Annotated in this window: 16 protein-coding genes and 1 other RNA gene; 7 read left to right on the forward strand and 10 right to left on the reverse strand. The window is 67.6% G+C overall.

Going from position 1 to position 19,297, the window contains the following annotated elements:
* Window positions 1-43: 43 nt before the first annotated feature.
* Entirely contained in the window at window positions 44-1,087 is a 1,044-nt protein-coding gene (recA, locus tag CDN99_RS16675; protein WP_088386007.1) for a recombinase RecA, read from the reverse strand.
* A gap of 289 nt (window positions 1,088-1,376) precedes the next feature.
* On the opposite strand from recA, the gene CDN99_RS16680 reads away from it, so the two are divergent.
* From CDN99_RS16680 to CDN99_RS16690, 3 genes are all read left to right on the forward strand, one after another.
* A complete protein-coding gene (locus CDN99_RS16680; RefSeq protein WP_088386008.1) occupies window positions 1,377-2,048 on the forward strand; it encodes a response regulator in 672 nt (223 codons plus the stop codon).
* 14 nt (window positions 2,049-2,062) lie between these two features.
* Window positions 2,063-3,562 (forward strand): sensor histidine kinase, encoded by a 1,500-nt coding sequence (locus CDN99_RS16685; RefSeq protein WP_088386009.1) that lies wholly within the window; start codon window positions 2,063-2,065, stop codon window positions 3,560-3,562.
* A 138-nt stretch (window positions 3,563-3,700) separates the two neighbouring features.
* A complete protein-coding gene (locus CDN99_RS16690; protein ID WP_088386010.1) occupies window positions 3,701-4,267 on the forward strand; it encodes a Uma2 family endonuclease in 567 nt (188 codons plus the stop codon).
* On the opposite strand, the gene rodA is transcribed toward CDN99_RS16690, so the two are convergent.
* From rodA to CDN99_RS16720, 6 genes are all read right to left on the reverse strand, one after another.
* The gene (gene rodA, locus CDN99_RS16695) at window positions 4,268-5,422 is read right to left on the reverse strand and encodes a rod shape-determining protein RodA (RefSeq protein WP_088386011.1); all 1,155 of its coding nucleotides are present in this window, start codon (window positions 5,420-5,422) and stop codon (window positions 4,268-4,270) included.
* A complete protein-coding gene (mrdA, locus tag CDN99_RS16700) occupies window positions 5,419-7,563 on the reverse strand; it encodes a penicillin-binding protein 2 (RefSeq protein ID WP_088386012.1) in 2,145 nt (714 codons plus the stop codon). Before mrdA ends, rodA begins: the two co-directional genes overlap by 4 nt.
* A 12-nt stretch (window positions 7,564-7,575) precedes the next feature.
* A complete protein-coding gene (mreD, locus tag CDN99_RS16705) occupies window positions 7,576-8,097 on the reverse strand; it encodes a rod shape-determining protein MreD (RefSeq protein WP_088386013.1) in 522 nt (173 codons plus the stop codon).
* Complete coding sequence (gene mreC / locus CDN99_RS16710) at window positions 8,094-9,065, reverse strand: rod shape-determining protein MreC (protein ID WP_088386014.1); 972 nt, start codon at window positions 9,063-9,065, stop codon at window positions 8,094-8,096. The genes mreD and mreC overlap by 4 nt, the downstream gene beginning before the upstream one ends.
* A gap of 57 nt (window positions 9,066-9,122) precedes the next feature.
* Window positions 9,123-9,204: non-coding RNA, sX9 sRNA (locus tag CDN99_RS16715), on the reverse strand.
* A gap of 52 nt (window positions 9,205-9,256) precedes the next feature.
* Window positions 9,257-10,300 carry a rod shape-determining protein gene (locus CDN99_RS16720; protein ID WP_088386015.1) on the reverse strand — a complete coding sequence of 348 codons (1,044 nt, stop codon included), beginning with the start codon at window positions 10,298-10,300 and terminating at the stop codon, window positions 9,257-9,259.
* A gap of 363 nt (window positions 10,301-10,663) precedes the next feature.
* Between CDN99_RS16720 and gatC the strand changes: the two genes are divergently transcribed.
* From gatC to gatB, 3 genes are read left to right on the forward strand one after another with little or no spacing between them, the layout of a single operon-like run.
* Window positions 10,664-10,963 carry an Asp-tRNA(Asn)/Glu-tRNA(Gln) amidotransferase subunit GatC gene (gatC, locus tag CDN99_RS16725; RefSeq protein ID WP_088386016.1) on the forward strand — a complete coding sequence of 100 codons (300 nt, stop codon included), beginning with the start codon at window positions 10,664-10,666 and terminating at the stop codon, window positions 10,961-10,963.
* A complete protein-coding gene (gene gatA / locus CDN99_RS16730) occupies window positions 10,960-12,450 on the forward strand; it encodes an Asp-tRNA(Asn)/Glu-tRNA(Gln) amidotransferase subunit GatA (RefSeq protein ID WP_088386017.1) in 1,491 nt (496 codons plus the stop codon). Before gatC ends, gatA begins: the two co-directional genes overlap by 4 nt.
* 5 nt (window positions 12,451-12,455) lie before the next feature.
* Complete coding sequence (gene gatB / locus CDN99_RS16735; RefSeq protein WP_088386018.1) at window positions 12,456-14,057, forward strand: Asp-tRNA(Asn)/Glu-tRNA(Gln) amidotransferase subunit GatB; 1,602 nt, start codon at window positions 12,456-12,458, stop codon at window positions 14,055-14,057.
* A 66-nt stretch (window positions 14,058-14,123) separates the two neighbouring features.
* Here gatB and CDN99_RS16740 read toward each other — a convergent pair whose 3' ends face one another.
* The 3 genes from CDN99_RS16740 to CDN99_RS16750 all read right to left on the reverse strand — a co-directional run bounded on the left by CDN99_RS16740 (window position 14,124) and on the right by CDN99_RS16750 (window position 17,929).
* Window positions 14,124-14,828, reverse strand: coding sequence for a hypothetical protein (locus CDN99_RS16740; protein ID WP_088386019.1), 705 nt, complete (start codon window positions 14,826-14,828; stop codon window positions 14,124-14,126).
* On the reverse strand, window positions 14,828-15,505 hold the full coding sequence (pyrE, locus tag CDN99_RS16745) for an orotate phosphoribosyltransferase (RefSeq protein WP_088386020.1): 678 nt from the start codon (window positions 15,503-15,505) through the stop codon (window positions 14,828-14,830). The genes CDN99_RS16740 and pyrE overlap by 1 nt, the downstream gene beginning before the upstream one ends.
* 153 nt (window positions 15,506-15,658) lie before the next feature.
* Entirely contained in the window at window positions 15,659-17,929 is a 2,271-nt protein-coding gene (locus CDN99_RS16750; RefSeq protein WP_088386021.1) for a TonB-dependent receptor, read from the reverse strand.
* Window positions 17,930-18,317: 388 nt separating this feature from the next.
* Here CDN99_RS16750 and CDN99_RS16755 point away from each other — a divergent pair, with 388 nt between their 5' ends.
* Complete coding sequence (locus tag CDN99_RS16755) at window positions 18,318-19,103, forward strand: exodeoxyribonuclease III (RefSeq protein WP_088386022.1); 786 nt, start codon at window positions 18,318-18,320, stop codon at window positions 19,101-19,103.
* Window positions 19,104-19,297 lie beyond the last annotated feature (194 nt).

A 19,297-nucleotide genomic window follows, 5' to 3' on the forward strand; every position in this document is an offset into this window, starting at 1 on the left:
GCGCCTCGCTGGCTCTGGCCTTCAATCGATGGCTCCGTCCGGCTTAGGCGGCTGCTTCACCGGTAGCACCCAGCAACGGGATGCCCAGCGAGTCGCGGATCTTGTTCTCGATCTCGACCGCCAGGTCGGGGTTCTCGCGCAGGAATTCGCGAGCGTTGTCCTTGCCCTGGCCGATCTTCTCGCCGCCATAGGCGTACCAGGCGCCGGCCTTGTCGACGATCTTGGCGGTCACGCCCATGTCGATGATCTCGCCCTCGCGGCTGATGCCCTCGCCGTAGAGGATGTCGAACTCGGCCGTCTTGAACGGCGACGCCACCTTGTTCTTGACGACCTTGACCTTGGTCTCGGAGCCGATGACTTCCTCGCCCTTCTTGATCGAGCCGATGCGGCGGATGTCCAGGCGCACGGAGGCGTAGAACTTCAATGCGTTGCCACCGGTGGTCGTCTCGGGAGAGCCGAACATGACGCCGATCTTCATCCGGATCTGGTTGATGAAGACGACGGTGCAGTTGGTCTTCTTGATCGTGGCGGTCAGCTTGCGCAGCGCCTGGCTCATCAGGCGGGCCTGCAGGCCGGGCAGCGAATCGCCCATCTCGCCTTCGAGTTCCGCCTTCGGGGTCAGCGCGGCGACCGAGTCGATGACGATCAGGTCCACGGAGCCGGAGCGCACCAGCGCGTCGACGATCTCCAGCGCCTGTTCACCGGTGTCCGGCTGGCTGATCAGCATTTCCTGCAGGTTGACGCCCAGCTTCTGCGCGTACTGGACGTCCAGCGCATGTTCCGCGTCGATGAAGGCGCAGACGCCCTGCAGCTTCTGCATCTGGGCGATGACCTGCAGCGTCAGCGTGGTCTTGCCCGAGGACTCGGGGCCGTAGATCTCGATCACGCGGCCGCGGGGCAGGCCGCCGACGCCCAGCGCGATGTCCAGGCCCAGCGAACCGGTCGACACCACCTGGATGTCCTCGATCTTCTCGCCTTCGGCCAGACGCATGATGGAGCCCTTGCCGAACTGCTTTTCGATCTGGGCGAGGGCGGCCTGCAGGGCCTTGGCTTTTTCGGTGTTGACGTTCTTCACGGGGGCGTCCATGCAATCTTCTCCTGTTGGCTGCGCCGGATTATTGGCGCAATCTGTATATCTGTACAGTACTTTGGCGAACTCGCCTGGTGGGGTCGATGTGCCGCATCTTAGGCAGACACTGGCTCATCAGATGAGCCAGCAACGTCGATTCCCACCTTTTTCCTCCATGCGGGGGACGCCACCCCACGCGAACCTGTCGCCCGCCTGACCCGGGCCCACCCTGGGGCGGCTCGGAAACGCCTAGGGCCGGACGGTGGCCTGCTCCCTAGAATGTCTTCATGACAAGAGGGGACGACACATGCGCATCTTGATCGCGGAAGACGACCAGGTCCTGGCCGACGGCCTGCTGCGCTCGCTGCGGGCGTCGGGCTGCGCGGTCGACCAGGTCGGCAGCGGCAGCGAGGCGGACGCCGCGCTCGCCTCCCACGAGTTCGACTTGCTGATCCTCGATCTGGGCCTGCCGAAGCTGCACGGCCTGGAGGTGCTGCGGCGGCTGCGCGCGCGCGGGTCGGCGGTGCCGGTGCTGATCCTGACCGCGGCGGACAGCATCGAGGAGCGCGTCAAGGGCCTGGATTTCGGCGCCGACGACTACATGGCCAAGCCGTTCTCGCTGCAGGAGCTGGAGGCGCGCGTGCGGGCGCTGACGCGCCGCGGCCTGGGCACCGCGTCCAACGTGATCCGCCACGGCCCGCTGAGCTTCGACGCCACCGGCCGCGTCGCCTACATCAACGACCAGATGGTGGAGCTGTCGGCGCGCGAGCTGTCGCTGCTGGAAGTGCTGCTGCAGCGTGCCGGCCGGCTGGTCAGCAAGGACCAGCTGGTCGAGCGCCTGTGCGAGTGGGGTGAGGAAGTCAGCAACAACGCGATCGAGGTCTACATCCACCGCCTGCGCAAGAAGATCGAGCAGGGCCCGATCCGCATCGCGACGGTGCGGGGCCTGGGCTACTGCCTTGAGAAGATTCCCGGCTGACGCCCGCGCCCGGCATGGCTGCTGAGTCAGGCCATCGCTCGCTGTTCGGCGAGATCCTCGACTGGATGCTCGCCCCGCTGCTGGTCATCTGGCCGATCAGCGTCGCGCTGACCTGGCTGGTGGCGCAAGGCATCGCCAACAAGCCCTACGACCGCGAGCTCGGCGAGATGGCACGCACGCTCGGTCTGCAGGTCGCGACCGAGCCCGCGCCGGCCGACCTCGCGCGACGCGGCCGCTCGCGTTATGCGCTGGCGCCCGAGGCGGCGGCGCTGCTGCGGGCCGACGAGGCCGACACGGTCTACTACCAGGTGCTCGGTCTGCGCGGCGAGCTGCTCAGCGGCGACCGCCACCTGCCGGTGCCCGAGGCGGAGCCGCCCGTGGTCCCGTGGGAGCTGCACTTCCGGGACGACGAGATCAACAACGAATCGGTGCGGGTGGCCTTCCTGTGGGTCGCGCCGGAAGGCATGGCCGGCGGCGAGCGCAGGATGCTCGTGCAGGTGGCCGAGACGCTGGGCAAGCGCTCGCGGCTGACCAACGAGATCATCAAGGGCGTGATCCTGCCGCAGTTCGTGATCCTGCCGCTGGCGGTGCTGCTGGTGTGGCTGGCGCTGGCACGAGGCATCGCGCCGCTGAACGACCTGCAGCGACGCATCCGCTCGCGCGACAGCTCCGACCTGAGCCCGATCGACGAGCAGCGCATCCCCGACGAGGTCGCGCCGCTGGTGCAGGCGATCAACGACCTGCTGGAGCGGCTGGACCAGTCCATTCGCGCGCAGAAGCATTTCCTGGCCGACGCGGCGCATCAGTTGAAGACGCCGCTCGCGGGGCTGCGCACGCAGGCCGAGCTCGCGCAGCGCGAGATCGACGAGGGTCGCAGTTCGCCGGCGGAGTTGCGCCGCTCGCTCAAGCACATCGCGTTGTCCAGCCAGCGCGCCGCGCACATGGTCAACCAGTTGCTGGCGATGGCGCGCGCGGAGGACCAGCAGCACGCCGCGCGGCGCAGCGAGGTGAACCTGGCGGTGCTGGCGATCGAGACCGTCCGGGACTTCGTGCCGCGGGCGATGGAGAAGCGCCTGGACCTCGGCTACGAGGGCCCGGAGGCGAGTCAGGCCAGCCTGCGCATCAGCGGTCATCCGCTGCTGATCCGGGAGCTGATCCGCAACCTGGTGGACAACGCGCTGCTGTACACGCCGGCGGGCGGGACGGTCACCGTGCGGGTGGTCGAGGACCCCTTCGGGCAGGTCTGCGTGCTGCAGGTGGAGGATTCCGGGCCGGGCATCGCGGAGGCGGAGCGCGAGCAGGTCTTCCAGCCGTTCTACCGCGCGCTGGGCACCAACGTCGACGGCTCGGGCCTGGGCCTGGCGATCGTGCGGGAGATCGTCCAGCAGCACGACGCCGAGATCGCCGTCGACGACACGCGCGCGCGCCGGCAGGTGGAGGTCGATGGCGCCGGGCCGGGCGCGCGATTCACGGTTCGGTTCGCGGCGCATCCGCTGGCCACGAGCGCCCATTGAACCCACCTCCAGATATCCGTCACCGAATGCCCTATTCCCAGGCCACCGGACATCATCCGCATCGATTCAAGTGAACGACAGCGATGAACTGCCTCAGAAGAATGACCGCTTCATTCTTCATCGAGACAGGAGCCGTCGATGGCCTACCCGCAGACAACCAAGCAATGCATGACGAGCGATGAGTTTCTGGCCTGGTCTTCAGATGATGGCCTGCGGTACGAGCTGATCGACGGTCAAACGATCGTCATGCAGACGCCCATCGATCGGCATCAGACCGTGATGGGCAACATCTGGCTGGCGTGCCGCCAGCATCTGAAGGACACGGCATGCACGGCCTACATGGCGTTGGACGTCCGCGTCGACGACGCGAACTGCCTGGTGCCCGACGTGTTCGTCACCTGCGGCAGGGAAGACAAGGCCACGCCGCGCGGCAAGACCCACGTGCCGCTCGTCGTCGAAGTGCTGTCGCCGAGCACGGCCGCCTTCGACCGGAACGGCAAGTTCGCCCGATATCGTCGACTGCCGGCGCTGTGCGAATACATGCTCGTCGATGTCGAGCGCCTGAGCACCGAGGTCCACCGTCGGTGCCCGGACGGTGCCTGGGAGGTCCTCCGTCATTCAGCCGCCGACATCGTGGAGCTCATGTCGATCGACCTTCAGCTCCGTGGCGACCTCATCTTCGCCGACCTGGAGCGTGCCGCCTGATCACCGCTGCGTCCCGCCCCGGCTCTTCGCGATCGACATCAGCATCCCCAGCGACAACCCCAACGTCACCATCGCCGTCCCACCGTAGGAGATGAACGGCAGCGGCACGCCCACCACGGGCAGGATGCCGGTGACCATGCCCATGTTGACGAACACGTAGGTGAAGAAGCTGAGCGTGATCGCGCCCGCCAGCAGGCGCGAGAACAAGGTCGGTGCCTCGTGCGCGATGACCAGGCCGCGCAGGATCAGCGCGGTGAAGCCGATCAGCAGGCCCAGCGCGCCGATCAGGCCGAACTCCTCGCCGTAGGCGGCGAAGATGAAGTCGGTGGTCCGCTCGGGGATGAACTCCAGGTGGGTCTGCGTGCCCTTCATGAAGCCCTTGCCGGTGATGCCGCCGGACCCGATCGCGATCTCGCCCTGGATGATGTGGAAGCCCTTGCCCAGCGGGTCCTTCGTCGGATCCAGCAGCGTGCAGACGCGGTCCTTCTGGTACTCCTTCAGCACCACCCACTTCACCTCGGGCTGGCAGATCTGGTCCTCGCTCATCACCAGCGCGGTGATGCCGGCACCGGCCAGCACCATCGCCGGAATGATCAGCTTCCACGACAGCCCGGCGAAGAAGATCACGTACAGCCCAGCGCCCAGCACCAGCAGCGAGGTGCCCAGGTCCGGCTGCTTGGCGATCAGGCCGACCGGGATGGCCAGTAGCACGAAGGCCGCGATGAAGTCGGGCAGGCGCAACTGGCCCTCGCGCTTCTGGAACCACCAGGCCAGCATCAGCGGCATGCCGATCTTCAGCAGTTCCGACGGCTGGATCTGCGTGCCCACGTACAGCCAGCGCGTCGCGCCCTTCTTCGTGATGCCGAACAGCGCCACCGCCACCAGCAGCGCGACCCCGAACGCATACAGCGGCAGCGCCAGTTGCATCAGCCGTTGCGGCGGCACCTGCGCGGTCACGAACAGCACGCCCAGCGCCAGCAGCATGTTGCGCGCGTGATCGACGAAGCGCGTCCCGTGGTCGTAGCCGGCCGAGTACATGCACATCAGGCCCAGGCCCATCAGCCAGGCCATCGCCAGCAAGAGCGGAATGTCGAAACCCTGGAACCAGGGCTTCAGACGCTGCAGCAGGCTGGGTTTGCTGAAGACGGCGCTCATCGCGAGGCTCCCCGGTTCGGTGATGGCGGGGCGGATGCCGGCGCCCGGCTCGGCACCGCGGTTCGCGGCGTTGGCGTGGCCGTTGGTGCCATGTTTGGTGCCGCGCTCGACGTGGCCCCAGGAGCGGACCCCGACGCGGCACCCGCGGACGGCGGGACGCCGGACGCCGCGCCCGCCGGATCGCTCGCGGCCATGCCCGGCAACAGCGGCACATCGGCGGCGCGGCGCGACTGGCCGATCGGCGCCGTGGTCTGGCCGAGTTGCGTCTTGGCGATGTCGTCCTCGCTGGGGTACTGCCCCTCCAGCACGTAGTCGAACACGCGGCGCGCGATCGGCGCGGCGGAGGTCGATCCATAACCGGCGTTCTCGACGATCAGCGCCAGCGCGATCTTGGGCGACTGGTACGGCGCGAAGGCGATGTACAGCGAATGGTCTCGCTTGCGCTCGTCCGCCTTGATGCTGCTATAGGTCTGCCCGGCGCGCAGGCCGATCGCCTGGGCCGTGCCGGTCTTGCCGGCGCTCGCGTACGGCGCGCCCATGAAGACCGCGCGCGACGTGCCCTCCAGCGTCACGTCGTGCATCGCGTTGCGGATCACGTCCACGTCGGCCGGCCGCAGGCCCAGCGGGCTCAACGCGTCACTGGCGGTGCGGCGCTCGGTGTGCTTTACAACGTCCTCGATCTCACGCACCAGGCGCGGCCGGTAGCGCTCCCCGCCGCTGGAGAGCGTCGACACCGCGGTCGCCAGCTGCAGCATCGTGAAGCTGTTGTAGCCCTGGCCGATGCCCAGCGAGATCGTCTCGCCCGCGAACCATTTCTGTTGCTCGGGTCGCTTGTAGGCGCGGCGTTTCCATTCGGTGCTGGGCAGCAGGCCGGAGACCTCGCCCTGCAGGTCGATCTCGGTCTTGCGGCCGAAGCCGAACGGCTCCAGTTGATCGTGGATCAGGTCCACGCCCATCTCGTTGGCCAGCGTGTAGAAGTAGACGTTGGACGAGGTCACGATCGCCAGCCGCATGTCCTTCGGACCGGCCCGGTCGCCCTCGGCGCTGCCGAAGACGCGGCCGCCGAAACTGAAGTTCAGGTTGTCCTGGATCACCAGGCTGGGAGAGCGCTTGCCGGTGTTCAGCGCCGCCATCGCCATGTAGGGCTTGAAGGTCGAGCCCGGTGGATACGTGCCGCGCAGCGCGCGGTTCAGCAGCGGCTTGTCGATGTTCTCGTTGAGGTCGCGCCAGCTGTCGGCGTCGATGCCGTCGACAAACAGGTTGGGATCGAAGCTCGGCTTGGAGACGAAGGCCAGCACCTCGCCGTTGCGTGGATCGATCGCGACCAGCGCGCCGCGACGCTCGCCGAACAGGCGCTCCACCAGCGCCTGCAGCTTGATGTCGACCGACAGATGCAGCGTGTTGCCCGGGGTCGGCGGACGATTGCGCAGGCGGCGCACCGCGCGGCCGCCGGCGCTGGTCTCCATCTCCTCGAACCCGGTCTGCCCGTGCAGCTCCCGTTCGTAGGCCTGTTCCAGGCCGAGCTTGCCGATGTACTCGGTGCCGCGGTAGTTGGCGACGTCCTCTTCGGACCAATCGTCCATGGCCTTCTTCTCGGCCTGGTTGATGCGACCGATGTAGCCCAGCAAATGGCTGCCGGTCTCGCCCAACGGATAGCTGCGGAACAGCCGCGCCTTGATGTCGACGCCCGGGAAGCGGAAGCGCTGCGCGGCGAAGCGGGCGACCTCGGCGTCGGTGAGCTTGGTGCGGATCGGCAGCGACTCGAAGTTCTTGCTTTCCTCCATCAGCCGCTTGAAGCGGCGACGGTCGCGCTGCTGGATGTCGATGACGGCGGACAGCCGATCGATGGTCTGCTCGAGATCAGGCACCTTGGACGGCGTGATCTCCAGCGTGTAGGCCGAGTAGTTGCTGGCCAGCACCACCCCGTTGCGGTCCACGATCAGGCCGCGGTTGGGCACGATGGGCACGACCGAGACACGGTTCGTCTCGGCTCGCTCCAGCAGCGCGTCATGCTGCGTGATCTGCAGGAACAGCAGGCGCGCGAGCAGCAGGCCGAAGCAGAACAGCACGAACAGCGCCGCGGCCACCAGTCGCAGCCGGAAGCGGGAGAGCTCCTGGTGCAGGTTCTTGAGAACCGTCATCTCGGCCGATCCTCAGAGCGGGCGGTGCGCGTCGGGATCGGGCGCGCGGCGCTGCGGCGCCAGCAGCAGCGCCGCGGCGATCGGCCACAACGCGGCCTGTAGCAGCGGTGCCAGCACCAGACTCCAGCCCGGCCACATGCCGCCGACCATCAACCGCACCACCACCGCGATGGCCTGCGCGGCCACGAACAGCGGCAGCACATGCAGCGCCTGCGCGCCGAGCGTGAACCACAGCAGCCGGCGATGCAGCGCCACCGCGCCGAAGGCCAGCAGGCTGTAGGCCAGCGCGTGCTGCCCGAGCAGCGCGCCGTGATGCACGTCGATCATCAGCCCGAAGACGAAGGCCCAGCCCACGCCCACGCGGCGCGGCTGATGGACGTTCCAGAACACCAGCACCAGGGCCAGCACGTCCGGCATCCAGGGCTGGCGGCCGACCGGCACCATGTCGATCAGCAGGCCGATGACGAGGCTGAAGGCGATGAACAGGGGATTGGCCGGCAGCAGGAGCTGGCTGGCGCCACGCGGCATGATCATCGCGTGCCCCCCTTCGACGCCGAAGCGGCGGCCGCGCGCCCGCGCGCCGGCCGGGACGCGGGCCCGGCCGCGGCGGCGGCGCTCGCCACTTCCTCGGCGGCTTCGGTGCGGGCGGCCTCCTGGCCTTCCAGCGGCTCGAGCACCAGCACATGGCGGGCGCTGTCGGGCTGCGCGATCGGCGCCAGGCCGACGCGCGCGAAGCTGGTATCGCCGCGACGCTCGACCTCCGCGACCTTCGCCACCGGCAGGCCCGGCGGGTAGAGGCCGTCCAGGCCCGAGGTCGCCAGGGCGTCGCCGGCCTTGATGTCGGCGTTGGCGGCGATGAAGCGCAGCTCCATCACGCCGCGCTCGCCGCCATAGGCGACGCCGCGTTGCTGGGTACGGGTATTGAGCACGGGGATGGTGGCTTCGCGGTCGGTCAGCAGCGTCACTTCGGCGGACAGCGGATAGACGCGCGTCACCTGGCCGAGTACGCCGGCATCGTTCACCACCGGCGCGCCGAGGCGCACGCCGCGATGGCTGCCGCGATCGATGACGATGCGGCGGGAGAAGGGATCGGGGGCCTCGTACAGCACCTCGGCGGCGAGGCCCTTCACCGGCAGCGCCTCGCGCAGGTCGAGCAGCGCGCGCAGACGCTGGTTCTCGGCCTGCAGCTGCGCGGCGCGGCTCAGGATGACGGCCTGCGAGGCGAGCTGCTGACGCGCCTGGTTCTCGGCCTGGGTGGCGCGCTCCATGCCGCGGGCGTAATCGCCGGCCTGATCCCAGGCGTCCACCGGCGCGAGCAATGCGCGCTGCAGCGGATGCAGGGCCAGGGCCAACGCGGCGCGGGCCGGCGCGGTGATCTGGAAGCGGGAGTCCGCCACCATCAGGAAGATCGCGAGCGCGGAGCAGAAGGCCAGCTTCGTCAGCGCCGACGGGCCCTCACGAAACAGCGGCGGCGGATTTCGATCCAATGTGCCAAGCGGCATGACGGGGATCTCAGACTTTCAGGGTGATCCGAGGTGCAACCCCCGCACCACAGCGCTCGTTGACAGCGTACCGGCCGTAGCGAGCGGGTGTCAGGCCAGGCGGACGGCGCGCAGGAACCGGAACGTACGTCCTGTACGTGAGGATTCCGAGCACCGCCCAACGACGCCTGACGCCCGCGCGGTAGGCCCGCTCATTCGTTGGTGAAGATGGAGCCGAGGCGTTCCATGCGTTCGAGCGCCATGCCGCAGCCACGAACCACGCAGGTCAGCGGGTCTTCGGCCACCAGCACCGGCAAGCCCGTCTCCTCGGCCAGCAGGCGGTCCAGATCGCGCAGCAGCGCGCCGCCGCCGGTCAGCATCATGCCGCGCTCGGCGATGTCGGCGCCCAGCTCGGGCGGCGTCTGCTCCAGCGCGTTCTTCACCGCCGAGACGATCTGGTTCAGCGGGTCGGTCAGCGCTTCCAGGATCTCGTTGGACGAGATCGTGAAGCTGCGCGGCACGCCTTCGCTGAGGTTGCGGCCCTTGACCTCCATCTCCTTGACCTCGGAGCCGGGGAAGGCCGAGCCGATGTTCTTCTTGATCGCTTCCGCGGTCGGCTCGCCGATCAACATGCCGTAGTTGCGGCGGATGTAGTTGATGATGGCCTCGTCGAACTTGTCGCCGCCGACGCGGACCGAGCCCTTGTAGACCATGCCGCCCAGCGAGATCACGCCGACTTCCGTCGTGCCGCCGCCGATGTCGATGACCATCGAGCCCGACGCTTCCGACACCGGCAGCCCGGCGCCGATCGCCGCGGCCATCGGCTCCTCGATCAGGTAGACCTCCGAGGCGCCCGCGCCCAGGGCGGCGTCGCGGATCGCGCGCTTCTCGACCTGGGTCGAGCCGCAGGGCACGCAGATGATGATGCGGGGCGACGGACGCAGCAGCTTCGTGTCGTGCACCATCTTGATGAACTGCTTGATCATCTGCTCGGTGACGACGAAATCGGCGATCACGCCGTCCTTCATCGGGCGGATCGCCTCGATGTTGCCGGGCACCTTGCCCAGCATGGCCTTGGCTTCCTTGCCGACGGCCTGGATCGTTTTCTTGCCGTTGGGACCGCCCTCGTGGCGGATGGCCACGACGGAGGGCTCATCCAGCACCACACCTTTGCCGCGGACATAAATCAGCGTGTTGGCGGTGCCCAGGTCGATGGCGAGATCGGTGGAGAAATAGCGGCGCAGGGAGGCGAGCATGTGTATTGGCAAAGCCAGGACAGGACGCTTCAGCACCTGGTGCCCCCCGATATTCGACGCTGAATATCCGCGATCGTCGGCAATCAGCGGCATTCGACGGCTTCAGGAGGCGTTCGTCTGCGTTCTGTCCGGGCGGCTGCGATTCGAGGCGGTTCGGGTCGGGTAACCGCGTGGACCGGCGGCCGTCCACGCGAGCGAGATTCCTTGCCATAAGCAACGAGGCTGCAGATGCAGCCCCGGCGTATGGAGATAAGCGGGGATAATAACTGATCACCCTCTGCTTTGGCCCGCCGGCAAGCACCATTCAAGCGATTGGCGTTTGTTCGGTGAATGTTTCGGCGGCGCCCAGTTCAGCACATCCTTATGGCCCTGACCCACGACGACGTCAGCCGGATCGCCAAACTGGCCCGGCTGGAACTTTCCACCGACGAGCAGGCCGCCCTGCTCCCCCAGCTCAACGGCTTCTTCTCCATCGTCGAACAGATGAGCGCGGTGGACACCAGCGGTGTCGATCCCCTCTACACGCCTCTGTCGGCGGTGCAGGAAGTCGCCTTGCGGCTGCGTGACGACCGCGTCACCGAAACCGACCAGCGCGAGCTCAATCAGCGCAGCGCTCCCGCCGTCGAGGACGGCCTGTTCCTGGTCCCGAAGGTCATCGAATGAGCGCGCCCCTGCATCACCTCGGCGTCGCCGAGCTCGGCCGCGCCTTGCGCGCCAAACAGGTCTCCAGCACCGAATTGACGCAACATCTGCTTGCGCGTGTTGCTGGCGCGAAGGATCTCGGCGCCTTCCTGCATGTCGACCCCGACCTGGCGCTGTCGCGGGCCGCGGCCGCCGACACCCGCCTGGCCGCGGGCGAGGCCGGCGCGCTGATCGGCGTGCCACTGGCCCACAAGGACATCTTCGTCACCCGGGACATGCCGACCACGGCCGGCTCGAAGATGCTGGCCGGCTACCTGAGCCCGTTCGACGCCACCGTCGTCGAGCGCCTGAACGCCGCCGGCACCATCTCGCTGGGCAAGCTGAACTGCGACGAGTTCGCGATGGGCTCGGCCAACGAGAACAGCGCCTTCTTCCCGGCGCTGAACCCCTGGGACCGCACGCGCGTGCCGGGCGGTTCGTCGGGCGGCTCGGCGGTGGCGGTCGCGGCGGGCCTGGTGCCGGCGACCACCGGCACCGACACCGGCGGCTCGATCCGCCAGCCGGCCAGCTTCTCGGGCATCACCGGCATCAAGCCGACCTACGGCGTGTGCTCGCGCTACGGGATGATCGCGTTCGCGTCCAGCCTGGACCAGGCCGGCGTGTTCGCCCGCTCGGCCGAGGACTGCGCGCTGCTGCTGTCCGCGATGAGCGGCTTCGACGAGCGCGACGCCACCAGCGTCCAGCAACCGCCGCAGGATTTCGCCGCGCAGATGCTGGCGGTGCGTGACGGCGCCACCGCGGCTCAGCCGCTCAAGGGCCTGCGGATCGGCCTGCCGAAGGAGTTCTTCCCGGCCGCGCTGTCGGCCGACGTGAACGGCGCCGTGCGCGCCGGCCTGGCGGAGCTGGAGAAGCTCGGCGCCACGCTGGTCGACGTCAGCCTGCCGCGCACCGAGCTGGCGATCCCGGTCTACTACATCATCGCCCCGGCCGAGGCCAGCTCCAACCTGTCGCGTTTCGACGGCGTGAAGTTCGGGCACCGCGCCAAGAGCTACGGCAACCTGATCGACATGTACGAGAAGACCCGCGCCGAAGGCTTCGGCGCCGAGGTCAAGCGCCGGATCATGATCGGCAGCTACGTGCTCTCGCACGGCTATTACGACGCGTATTACCTGCAGGCGCAGAAGCTGCGCCGCATGATCGCGGACGACTTCCAGCAGGCCTTCCAGCACTGCGACCTGATCGCCGGTCCGGTCGCGCCGACGGTGGCCTGGAAGCAGGGCGAGGGCGCCGACGATCCGGTCAAGGCGTACCTGGCCGACATCTTCACGCTGCCCGGCTCGCTGGCCGGCCTGCCCGGCATGAGCGTGCCGGTGGGCCTGGGCGACGGCGGCATGCCGGTGGGCCTGCAGCTGCTGGGCAACTACTTCAAGGAAGGCACGCTGCTGCATGCCGCGCACGCGCTGCAGCAGGCCACCGACTGGCACCGCCAGCATCCGGCGGGGGTGTGAACGCAATGAGCAAGAACAGCAAACTGGTGCGAGGCTACGAGGTCGTGATCGGCCTGGAGAACCACGTCCAACTCTCGACCGAATCGAAGATCTTCAGCGGTTCGTCGACCGCCTTCGGCGCGGCGCCCAACACGCAGGCCTCGGCCGTGGACCTGGCGCTGCCGGGCACGCTGCCGGTGCTCAACCGCGGCGCCGTCGAGCGCGCGATCCGCTTCGGCCTGTCGGTCGGCGCCAAGGTCGCGCCGCTGTCCATCTTCGCGCGCAAGAACTACTTCTATCCCGACCTGCCCAAGGGCTACCAGATCAGCCAGTACGAGATCCCGGTGGTCCAGGGCGGCCAGATCGAGTTCTTCGTCGGCGACGAGAAGAAGCTCGTCAAGCTGACCCGCGCCCACCTGGAAGAGGACGCCGGCAAGAGCCTGCACGAGGACTACCACGGCCAGTCGGGCATCGACCTGAACCGCGCCGGCACGCCGCTGCTGGAGATCGTCTCCGAGCCCGAGATGCGCTCCGGCGCCGAGGCCGTCGAGTACGCCAGGACGCTGCACGCGCTGGTCATGTGGCTGGGCATCTGCGACGGCAACATGCAGGAGGGCTCGTTCCGCTGCGACGTCAACGTCTCGGTGCGCAAGCCCGGCGAGCCGTTCGGCACGCGCCGCGAGATCAAGAACCTCAACAGCTTCCGCTACATGATCGACGCGGTGAACTACGAGGTGAACTGGCAGATCGACCGGATCGAGGACGGCCTGGAGATCCAGCAGGCAACGGTGCTCTACAACCCCGACACCGGCGAGACCCGCGCGATGCGGACCAAGGAAGACGCGGCCGACTACCGCTACTTCCCGGACCCGGACCTGCCGCCGCTGATGATCTCCGCCGACTGGGTCGAGCGCGTGCGCGGCGAGATGCCCGAGCTGCCGGCCGTGATGGCCGCCCGCTTCCAGGAGGTCGACGGGCTGCCCGCCTACGACGCGACGATGATGACGCAGAGCCTGGGCATCGCCCGTTTCTATGAAGCGGCGAGGGACAGGTCGGGACAGCCGAAGCTGGTCGCCAACTGGATGATGGGTGAGGTGTTCAGACGGACGAAGAACACGCTGGAAAACCAGGAAAAGCATGGCGATACGGCCCTTCGATCCCTTGACGCGCATTTCGAGAATCTTGATCGCCTGCTGAGTCAGGACAAGAGCGCCTTGACCGCGGACAAGCTGGCCAGGATCGATCAACGCACCAAGCAGATCACGCTTGCGCAGACGATCTATTCAGCCGTGTTGCCGGATCAACTCGGCCACCTCGTCAGCCGGATCGCGGACGGCACGATCTCCAACAACTCCGCCAAGCAGGTGTTCGAGGCGCTGTGGAGCGGCGAGGGCGCCGACGTGGACGCGATCATCGCCGCCAAGGACCTCCAGCAGTCCAACGACACCGGCGAGCTGGAACGCATCCTCGACGAGGTGCTGGCCGCCAACGCCAAGTCGGTCGAGGAGTTCCGCGCCGGCAAGGAGAAGGCGTTCAACGCGCTGGTCGGCCAGGCGATGAAGGCGACCAAGGGCAAGGCCAACCCGGCCGCGGTCAACGAGTTGCTGAAGAAGAAGCTCGGCGGCTGATCGATCCGTCGCCAATGAAAAACGCGGGTGGAGCGATCCACCCGCGTTTGTTTTTGCGCGACCGATTCAGCGGCTGGCCGGCGCGGGCGGCTTGTCCAGCGAGCCCGGCGCGGCGCCGGCCCACAGGCGCTTGAGCCGCGCCAGCTCGTCGTCGTAGAGCTTGTTGACGCGCACCATCTCGGACTTCTGGTTGTCGATCGATTGGCGCTGCGCGTCGGCCGCGGCATCGTTGGTATCGAGCTGATGCTGGAGCTTCAGCGGCAGCCGCTTGCCCTTGTAGAACTCGGCCTCGTCCATCATCGGCTTGCGCTCGATGGCGAGTTCCTTGAGGCGCTTCTCGGACTGCTGCATCGCCTGCCGGATGTCGTCGAGCGCGGACTCGCGGGCGCGTTGATGCGTGGGCTCGTCGGCGAAACGCTGCAGCAGGTTGCGGTCGCGCCGCATGGCGTCCTGCTGCGCGGCGCGCTGCACTTCCTCGATCCGGCGGCGCTGCTCTGCGGCGGCCTGCTCCTCCGGCGACATCGCCGGCGGCACCGTCTTGCGCACCGATCCGTCGGAGTTGAGCACGCGTTGCTCACGGCTCTGGCATTCCGCGATCGGACGATCCGACGTCAGGCGACGGCCGTCCGGTGTGGTGCAGGTGTAGATCCCCGACGGCGACGGCTTGGTCTGCGCCCACGCCGTCGCCCCGCACGTCAGCAGCAACGGACCGGCGAGCGCCACGAGCGCGGACGGGCGGAACAGCAGTCGGCGAGAGACGGAAGGACGCATCAGACTCCGTAGCGGTCTCGGTAGGCATGGACCGCGACCGCATGGGCGGACACGGCGGTGCTGCTGGTGGTCTGCAAATACTGGAGCAAGTCGGAAAGACCGGCAATGGCGACCACCGGCAGTTTCAATTGGTCACGCACATACTGTACCGCCGACCACGGCAGGTCCTGACCGTTCTCGGCCGCCTTCTCCTGGCGGTCGAGCGCGATGGTCACGCCGCAGGGCGTCGCGCCGGCGGCCTGGATCATCGCGATGGACTCGCGCACCGAGGTGCCGGCGGAGATCACGTCGTCGATGATCAGCACGCGGCCCTGCACCTTGGCGCCCACCAGCGTGCCGCCCTCGCCATGGTCCTTGGCTTCCTTGCGGTTGTAGGCGAACGGCTTGTTGTGGCCGAGCCGGGCCAGCTCGATCGCAACCGCGGCGGCCAGCGTGATGCCCTTGTAGGCGGGGCCGAAGATCATGTCGAACTCCAGGCCCGAGGCCAGCAGGCGCTGGGCATAGAACTGCGCCAGGCGACCGACCTTCAGGCCGTCGTCGAAGAGCCCGGCGTTGAAGAAGTACGGGCTCAGGCGGCCCGCCTTGGTCTTGAACTCGCCGAAGCGCAGCACGCCGGTCTCCACGGCGAAGGTCACGAATTCCTGGGCCAGGGCGTCCTGGGATGCGGCGGTGTTCATGGGCGGCGCTCGGCAGTGAAATTGGGGCGGGATTGTAGGACCCGCCATGAACAAGGCCCGCTCGGAAGCGGGCCTTGTCGGGGATTGACTTCCGCGCGCCGGGCCTCGGCGCGCGGGATCGACCACCGGCGACGAGGCCGGGGTCGACGACGATCAGAAGATCGTCTTGAACTGCACGCCGTAGGTGCGCGGGTCGTTGATGAAGCCGGTGTTGTTGTTGAAGTCGATGGCGCCCGTCACGCGGATCTGGTTGGTGATGTTGCGGACGAAGGTCGCGACCTCGTACTTGCCGTTGTTCCACACGTAGCCGACACGCAGGCCGCCTTCGGTCAGCGACTTGCCGGTGAACTCCTTGGCCTCGTACAGGAAGAAGTTGACCTTGGAGCGGTAGGCCCAGTCGGTGTAGATGTAGAACTCGTTGCCGGCCGGCGTCGGGATCGAATAACGGGCGGTCAGGTTGGCCACCCACTTCGGCGCGTTGGGCAGCGGATTGCCGTCGATGCTGTAGTTCGTCGTCGAGCCCGGCATCAGCGCGTTCGTCATCGTGCAGCCGCCGCCGCAGGCCGGCAGCGACAGGCTGGCGTCGCGGATCTTGGTGTTGTTCAGGCTGCCGCCGACGGTGATCAGCAGTTGATCGATGGGCAGCACTTCCAGGTTCAGCTCGATGCCGTTGCCGGTGGCCTTCTTGGCGTTCAGCAGACGGTTGGCGTTGTTCTGGCCGCCGACCGCGGTCAGCTGCAGATCCTTGACGGTGTAGTCGAACACGCTGGCCGACAGACGCGCGCGACGATCCCAGAAGTCCGACTTCACGCCGATCTCATAGGACGTCACGTTCTCCGGCGTCGCCTGCGACTGGCCCGCGAAGCGCGATGCGCCCTGCACCGACGACGCCCGGAAACCGGTGGCGACGCGCGCATACAGGTTGGTCTCCTTGGTCACCGCATAGGTGCCGGACAGGTCCCAGTTCCACTTCGAGTCGGAGGTGTTGGCCGTCACGCCGGTGCTGGTGTTCAGGTCGGCGTAGCTGCTGGTGACGGCGACGTCCTTCTTGTCGTGCGTGAAGCGCAGGCCGCCGCGGACCTGGAAGTCGCTCGTCACCGCGTAGTTGACCGAGCCGAACGCCGCCCAGGCGGTGTTCTTCTGGTAGGTGTCGACGTAGCCGGCGGCCAGGCCGGTCGAGGTCGTGTAGTCGGTGCTGCGCGCGGTGTAGCGTTCGTCGAAGAAGTACAGGCCGCCCTGCCAGCGCAGCGGGCCCGGGGTGGCCGACTCCAGGCGGAACTCCTGCGTGATCTGGCGATGGCCGCTCATGGAGCTGGACGACTCGCTCGGGAACGACGCCTGGCCTTGCTGCGTGAAGGGCTTGGTGCCGCCGTAGAGGTAGCCGCCATCGACGTCGCCGCGGCTGAACGGGCGCACCGACTCGAAGCCGGTGATCGAGTGCAGGGTGACCGAACCCAGGCCCCAACGCAGGCGCGCGCTGCCGCCGGTGCCGTGCAACGACTGCTCGTTGACGCCGTCGGTGTAGGACTTCTCCGGATCGAAGCCGTCGACCAGGTCGTTGGTGCCGGGCTTGATGATCGAGGCACGGAACAGGCGGGCGCTGCCCTTCAGGTCGCGGCCGTGGAAGTTGAACAGCGCGCTGAAGTCCTTGTGCGGCTCGTACAGCGCCTGCAGGCGGATGGCGCGGTCGTCATACCCCTCCAGCTTGCCGGTCTTGCCGGTCGGCACTTCGTTCTTGACCCAGTCGTCGCGGTGCTGGATCTGCGCCGAGATGCGCGCGGACCAGTCGCCCGACAGCGGCACGTTGGCGGCGCCTTCCAGGTTCATCGTGCCGTAGTTGCCGTAGGACGCGCTGAGGTAACCCTCCTGGCGCTTGGACGGCTTGACCGAGTCGAACTTCACCACGCCGGCCGGCGTGTTGCGGCCGTACAGCGTGCCCTGCGGACCGGCGACGACTTCGATGCCGGCCAGGTCGAAGGCCGGGAAGCCCTTCAGGATCGGGTTCTCCTGCACCACGTCGTCATAGACCAGCGACACCGGTTGGGAGGCGTTCAGGCGGAAGTCGGTGTTGCCGTAGCCGCGGATGTAGAAGCGCGGAAAGGCACGGCCGAAGGACGATTCGATGTTCAGGCTGGGCACGCGGCCGGAGAGGAAACGGACGTCCTGACCGCTGGAGTTCAGCACGTCGAGCTTCTCGCCGGAGATCTTCGTGACCGCGTTCGGCACTTCCTTGATGTTCTCGATGCGGCGCTCGGCGGTGATGGTCACCGTCTCCAACTGGCCTTTGTCCTTGGGCGCGTCCTTCGGGGCGGCGGAGCCGGCATCCTGGGCCAGCGCGGGCCAGGCGAGCACGGCCAGCGACACGGCCAGGGCGGCCTCGCGCAGCGCCGGACGGGCGGCGTGCTGGGTGGCGATTCGATTCATGGGGGTACTCCGGGGAGGTAGACGAGGAACCGGGGACCATCCCGAAACCAGGCACGGACGCTGGGTCGAAGATGGCAAATTGGGGCGGGCCTGACGGCTCGGTGACGGCGAATCTAGCAAGTTCGTCATCGAGACGTCACCCTAGGCACCATGGCGGTGCATTTACTGTTGCCGAAACACCGCATCACGCCGTGGGTCGCCCGAATGGGCGACAACGGCGCATGGCGCGGACGCGTCGTGGTGCGGCAGGCGCGTGTCCAGTCAGGCGTGGTCCGAGGCTCGTCCCCGCCCGGACGAAGGCCCGGCGTGCTGCTGACAACTTCGGTGCGGGGCTTTGCGATACTGCCGGCCGTTTCCCCCTTGCCGAGGCCTTCGCGCCCCCTCCGCCATGCGCTTCATCACCCTCAATCTCAACGGCATCCGCTCCGCGGCGAACAAGGGCGTCTTCGACTGGCTGCCGCCACAGCAGGCCGACGTCGTCGGCGTCCAGGAGCTCAAGGCCCAGGCGGACGTGGTCGAGTCCCAGTTCGCCGGCTACGACAAGCTCAGCGGCCACTTCCATTACGCACAGAAGAAGGGCTACTCCGGCGTCGGCCTGTACACGCGCGAGACCCCGAGCGACGTGATCGTCGGCTTCGGCAGCGAGGAGTTCGACAACGAGGGCCGCTGGGTCGAGAAACGCTTCGACAAGCCCGGCCGCAAGCTCAGCCTCATCAGCTGCTACTTCCCCAGCGGCTCCAGCGGCGAAGACCGGCAAGCAGCCAAGTTCCGCTTCCTCGCGGCGATGTACCCCTACCTCATGCAGATGCGCGCCGAGCGCGAGTTCATCCTGGTCGCCGACGTCAACATCGCGCACAAGGAAATCGACCTGCGCAACTGGAAGAGCAACCAGAAGAACAGCGGCTTCACGCCCGAGGAGCGGGCCTGGATGACCAAGCTGCTGGAGAAGGACATCGGTCTGGTCGACGTGTTCCGCGTCCTCAACGACAAGCCGGACCAGTACACGTGGTGGAGCAACCGCGGCCAGGCCTGGGCGAAGAACGTGGGGTGGCGTCTGGACTACCACCTGGCGACGCCCGGCCTGGCTCATCTGGCCACTCGCGAGGCCATCTACCTCGATCAGCGGTTCAGCGACCATGCGCCGCTCACCATCGATTACGACTTGAAGATCTGAGGGCGTGCTTTGGTGACCCCGCCCGTCAGCGAAAGCCAGGGCGGCGACTCCTCATGCACTCGCCCAATCGTCGCCCCGCCACGGCTGTCGATGACTCGGATCGAGCACTTCGAATGACCGCGCAGTGCGGCGCGACATGGCATGGGATGCGTGGCGTGGCGCGCTGCATCCGAGGCCTTGGGGCCGGGTGTGTC

Source organism: Roseateles aquatilis (assembly GCF_002205645.1).
Taxonomy (GTDB): domain Bacteria; phylum Pseudomonadota; class Gammaproteobacteria; order Burkholderiales; family Burkholderiaceae_C; genus Roseateles; species Roseateles aquatilis.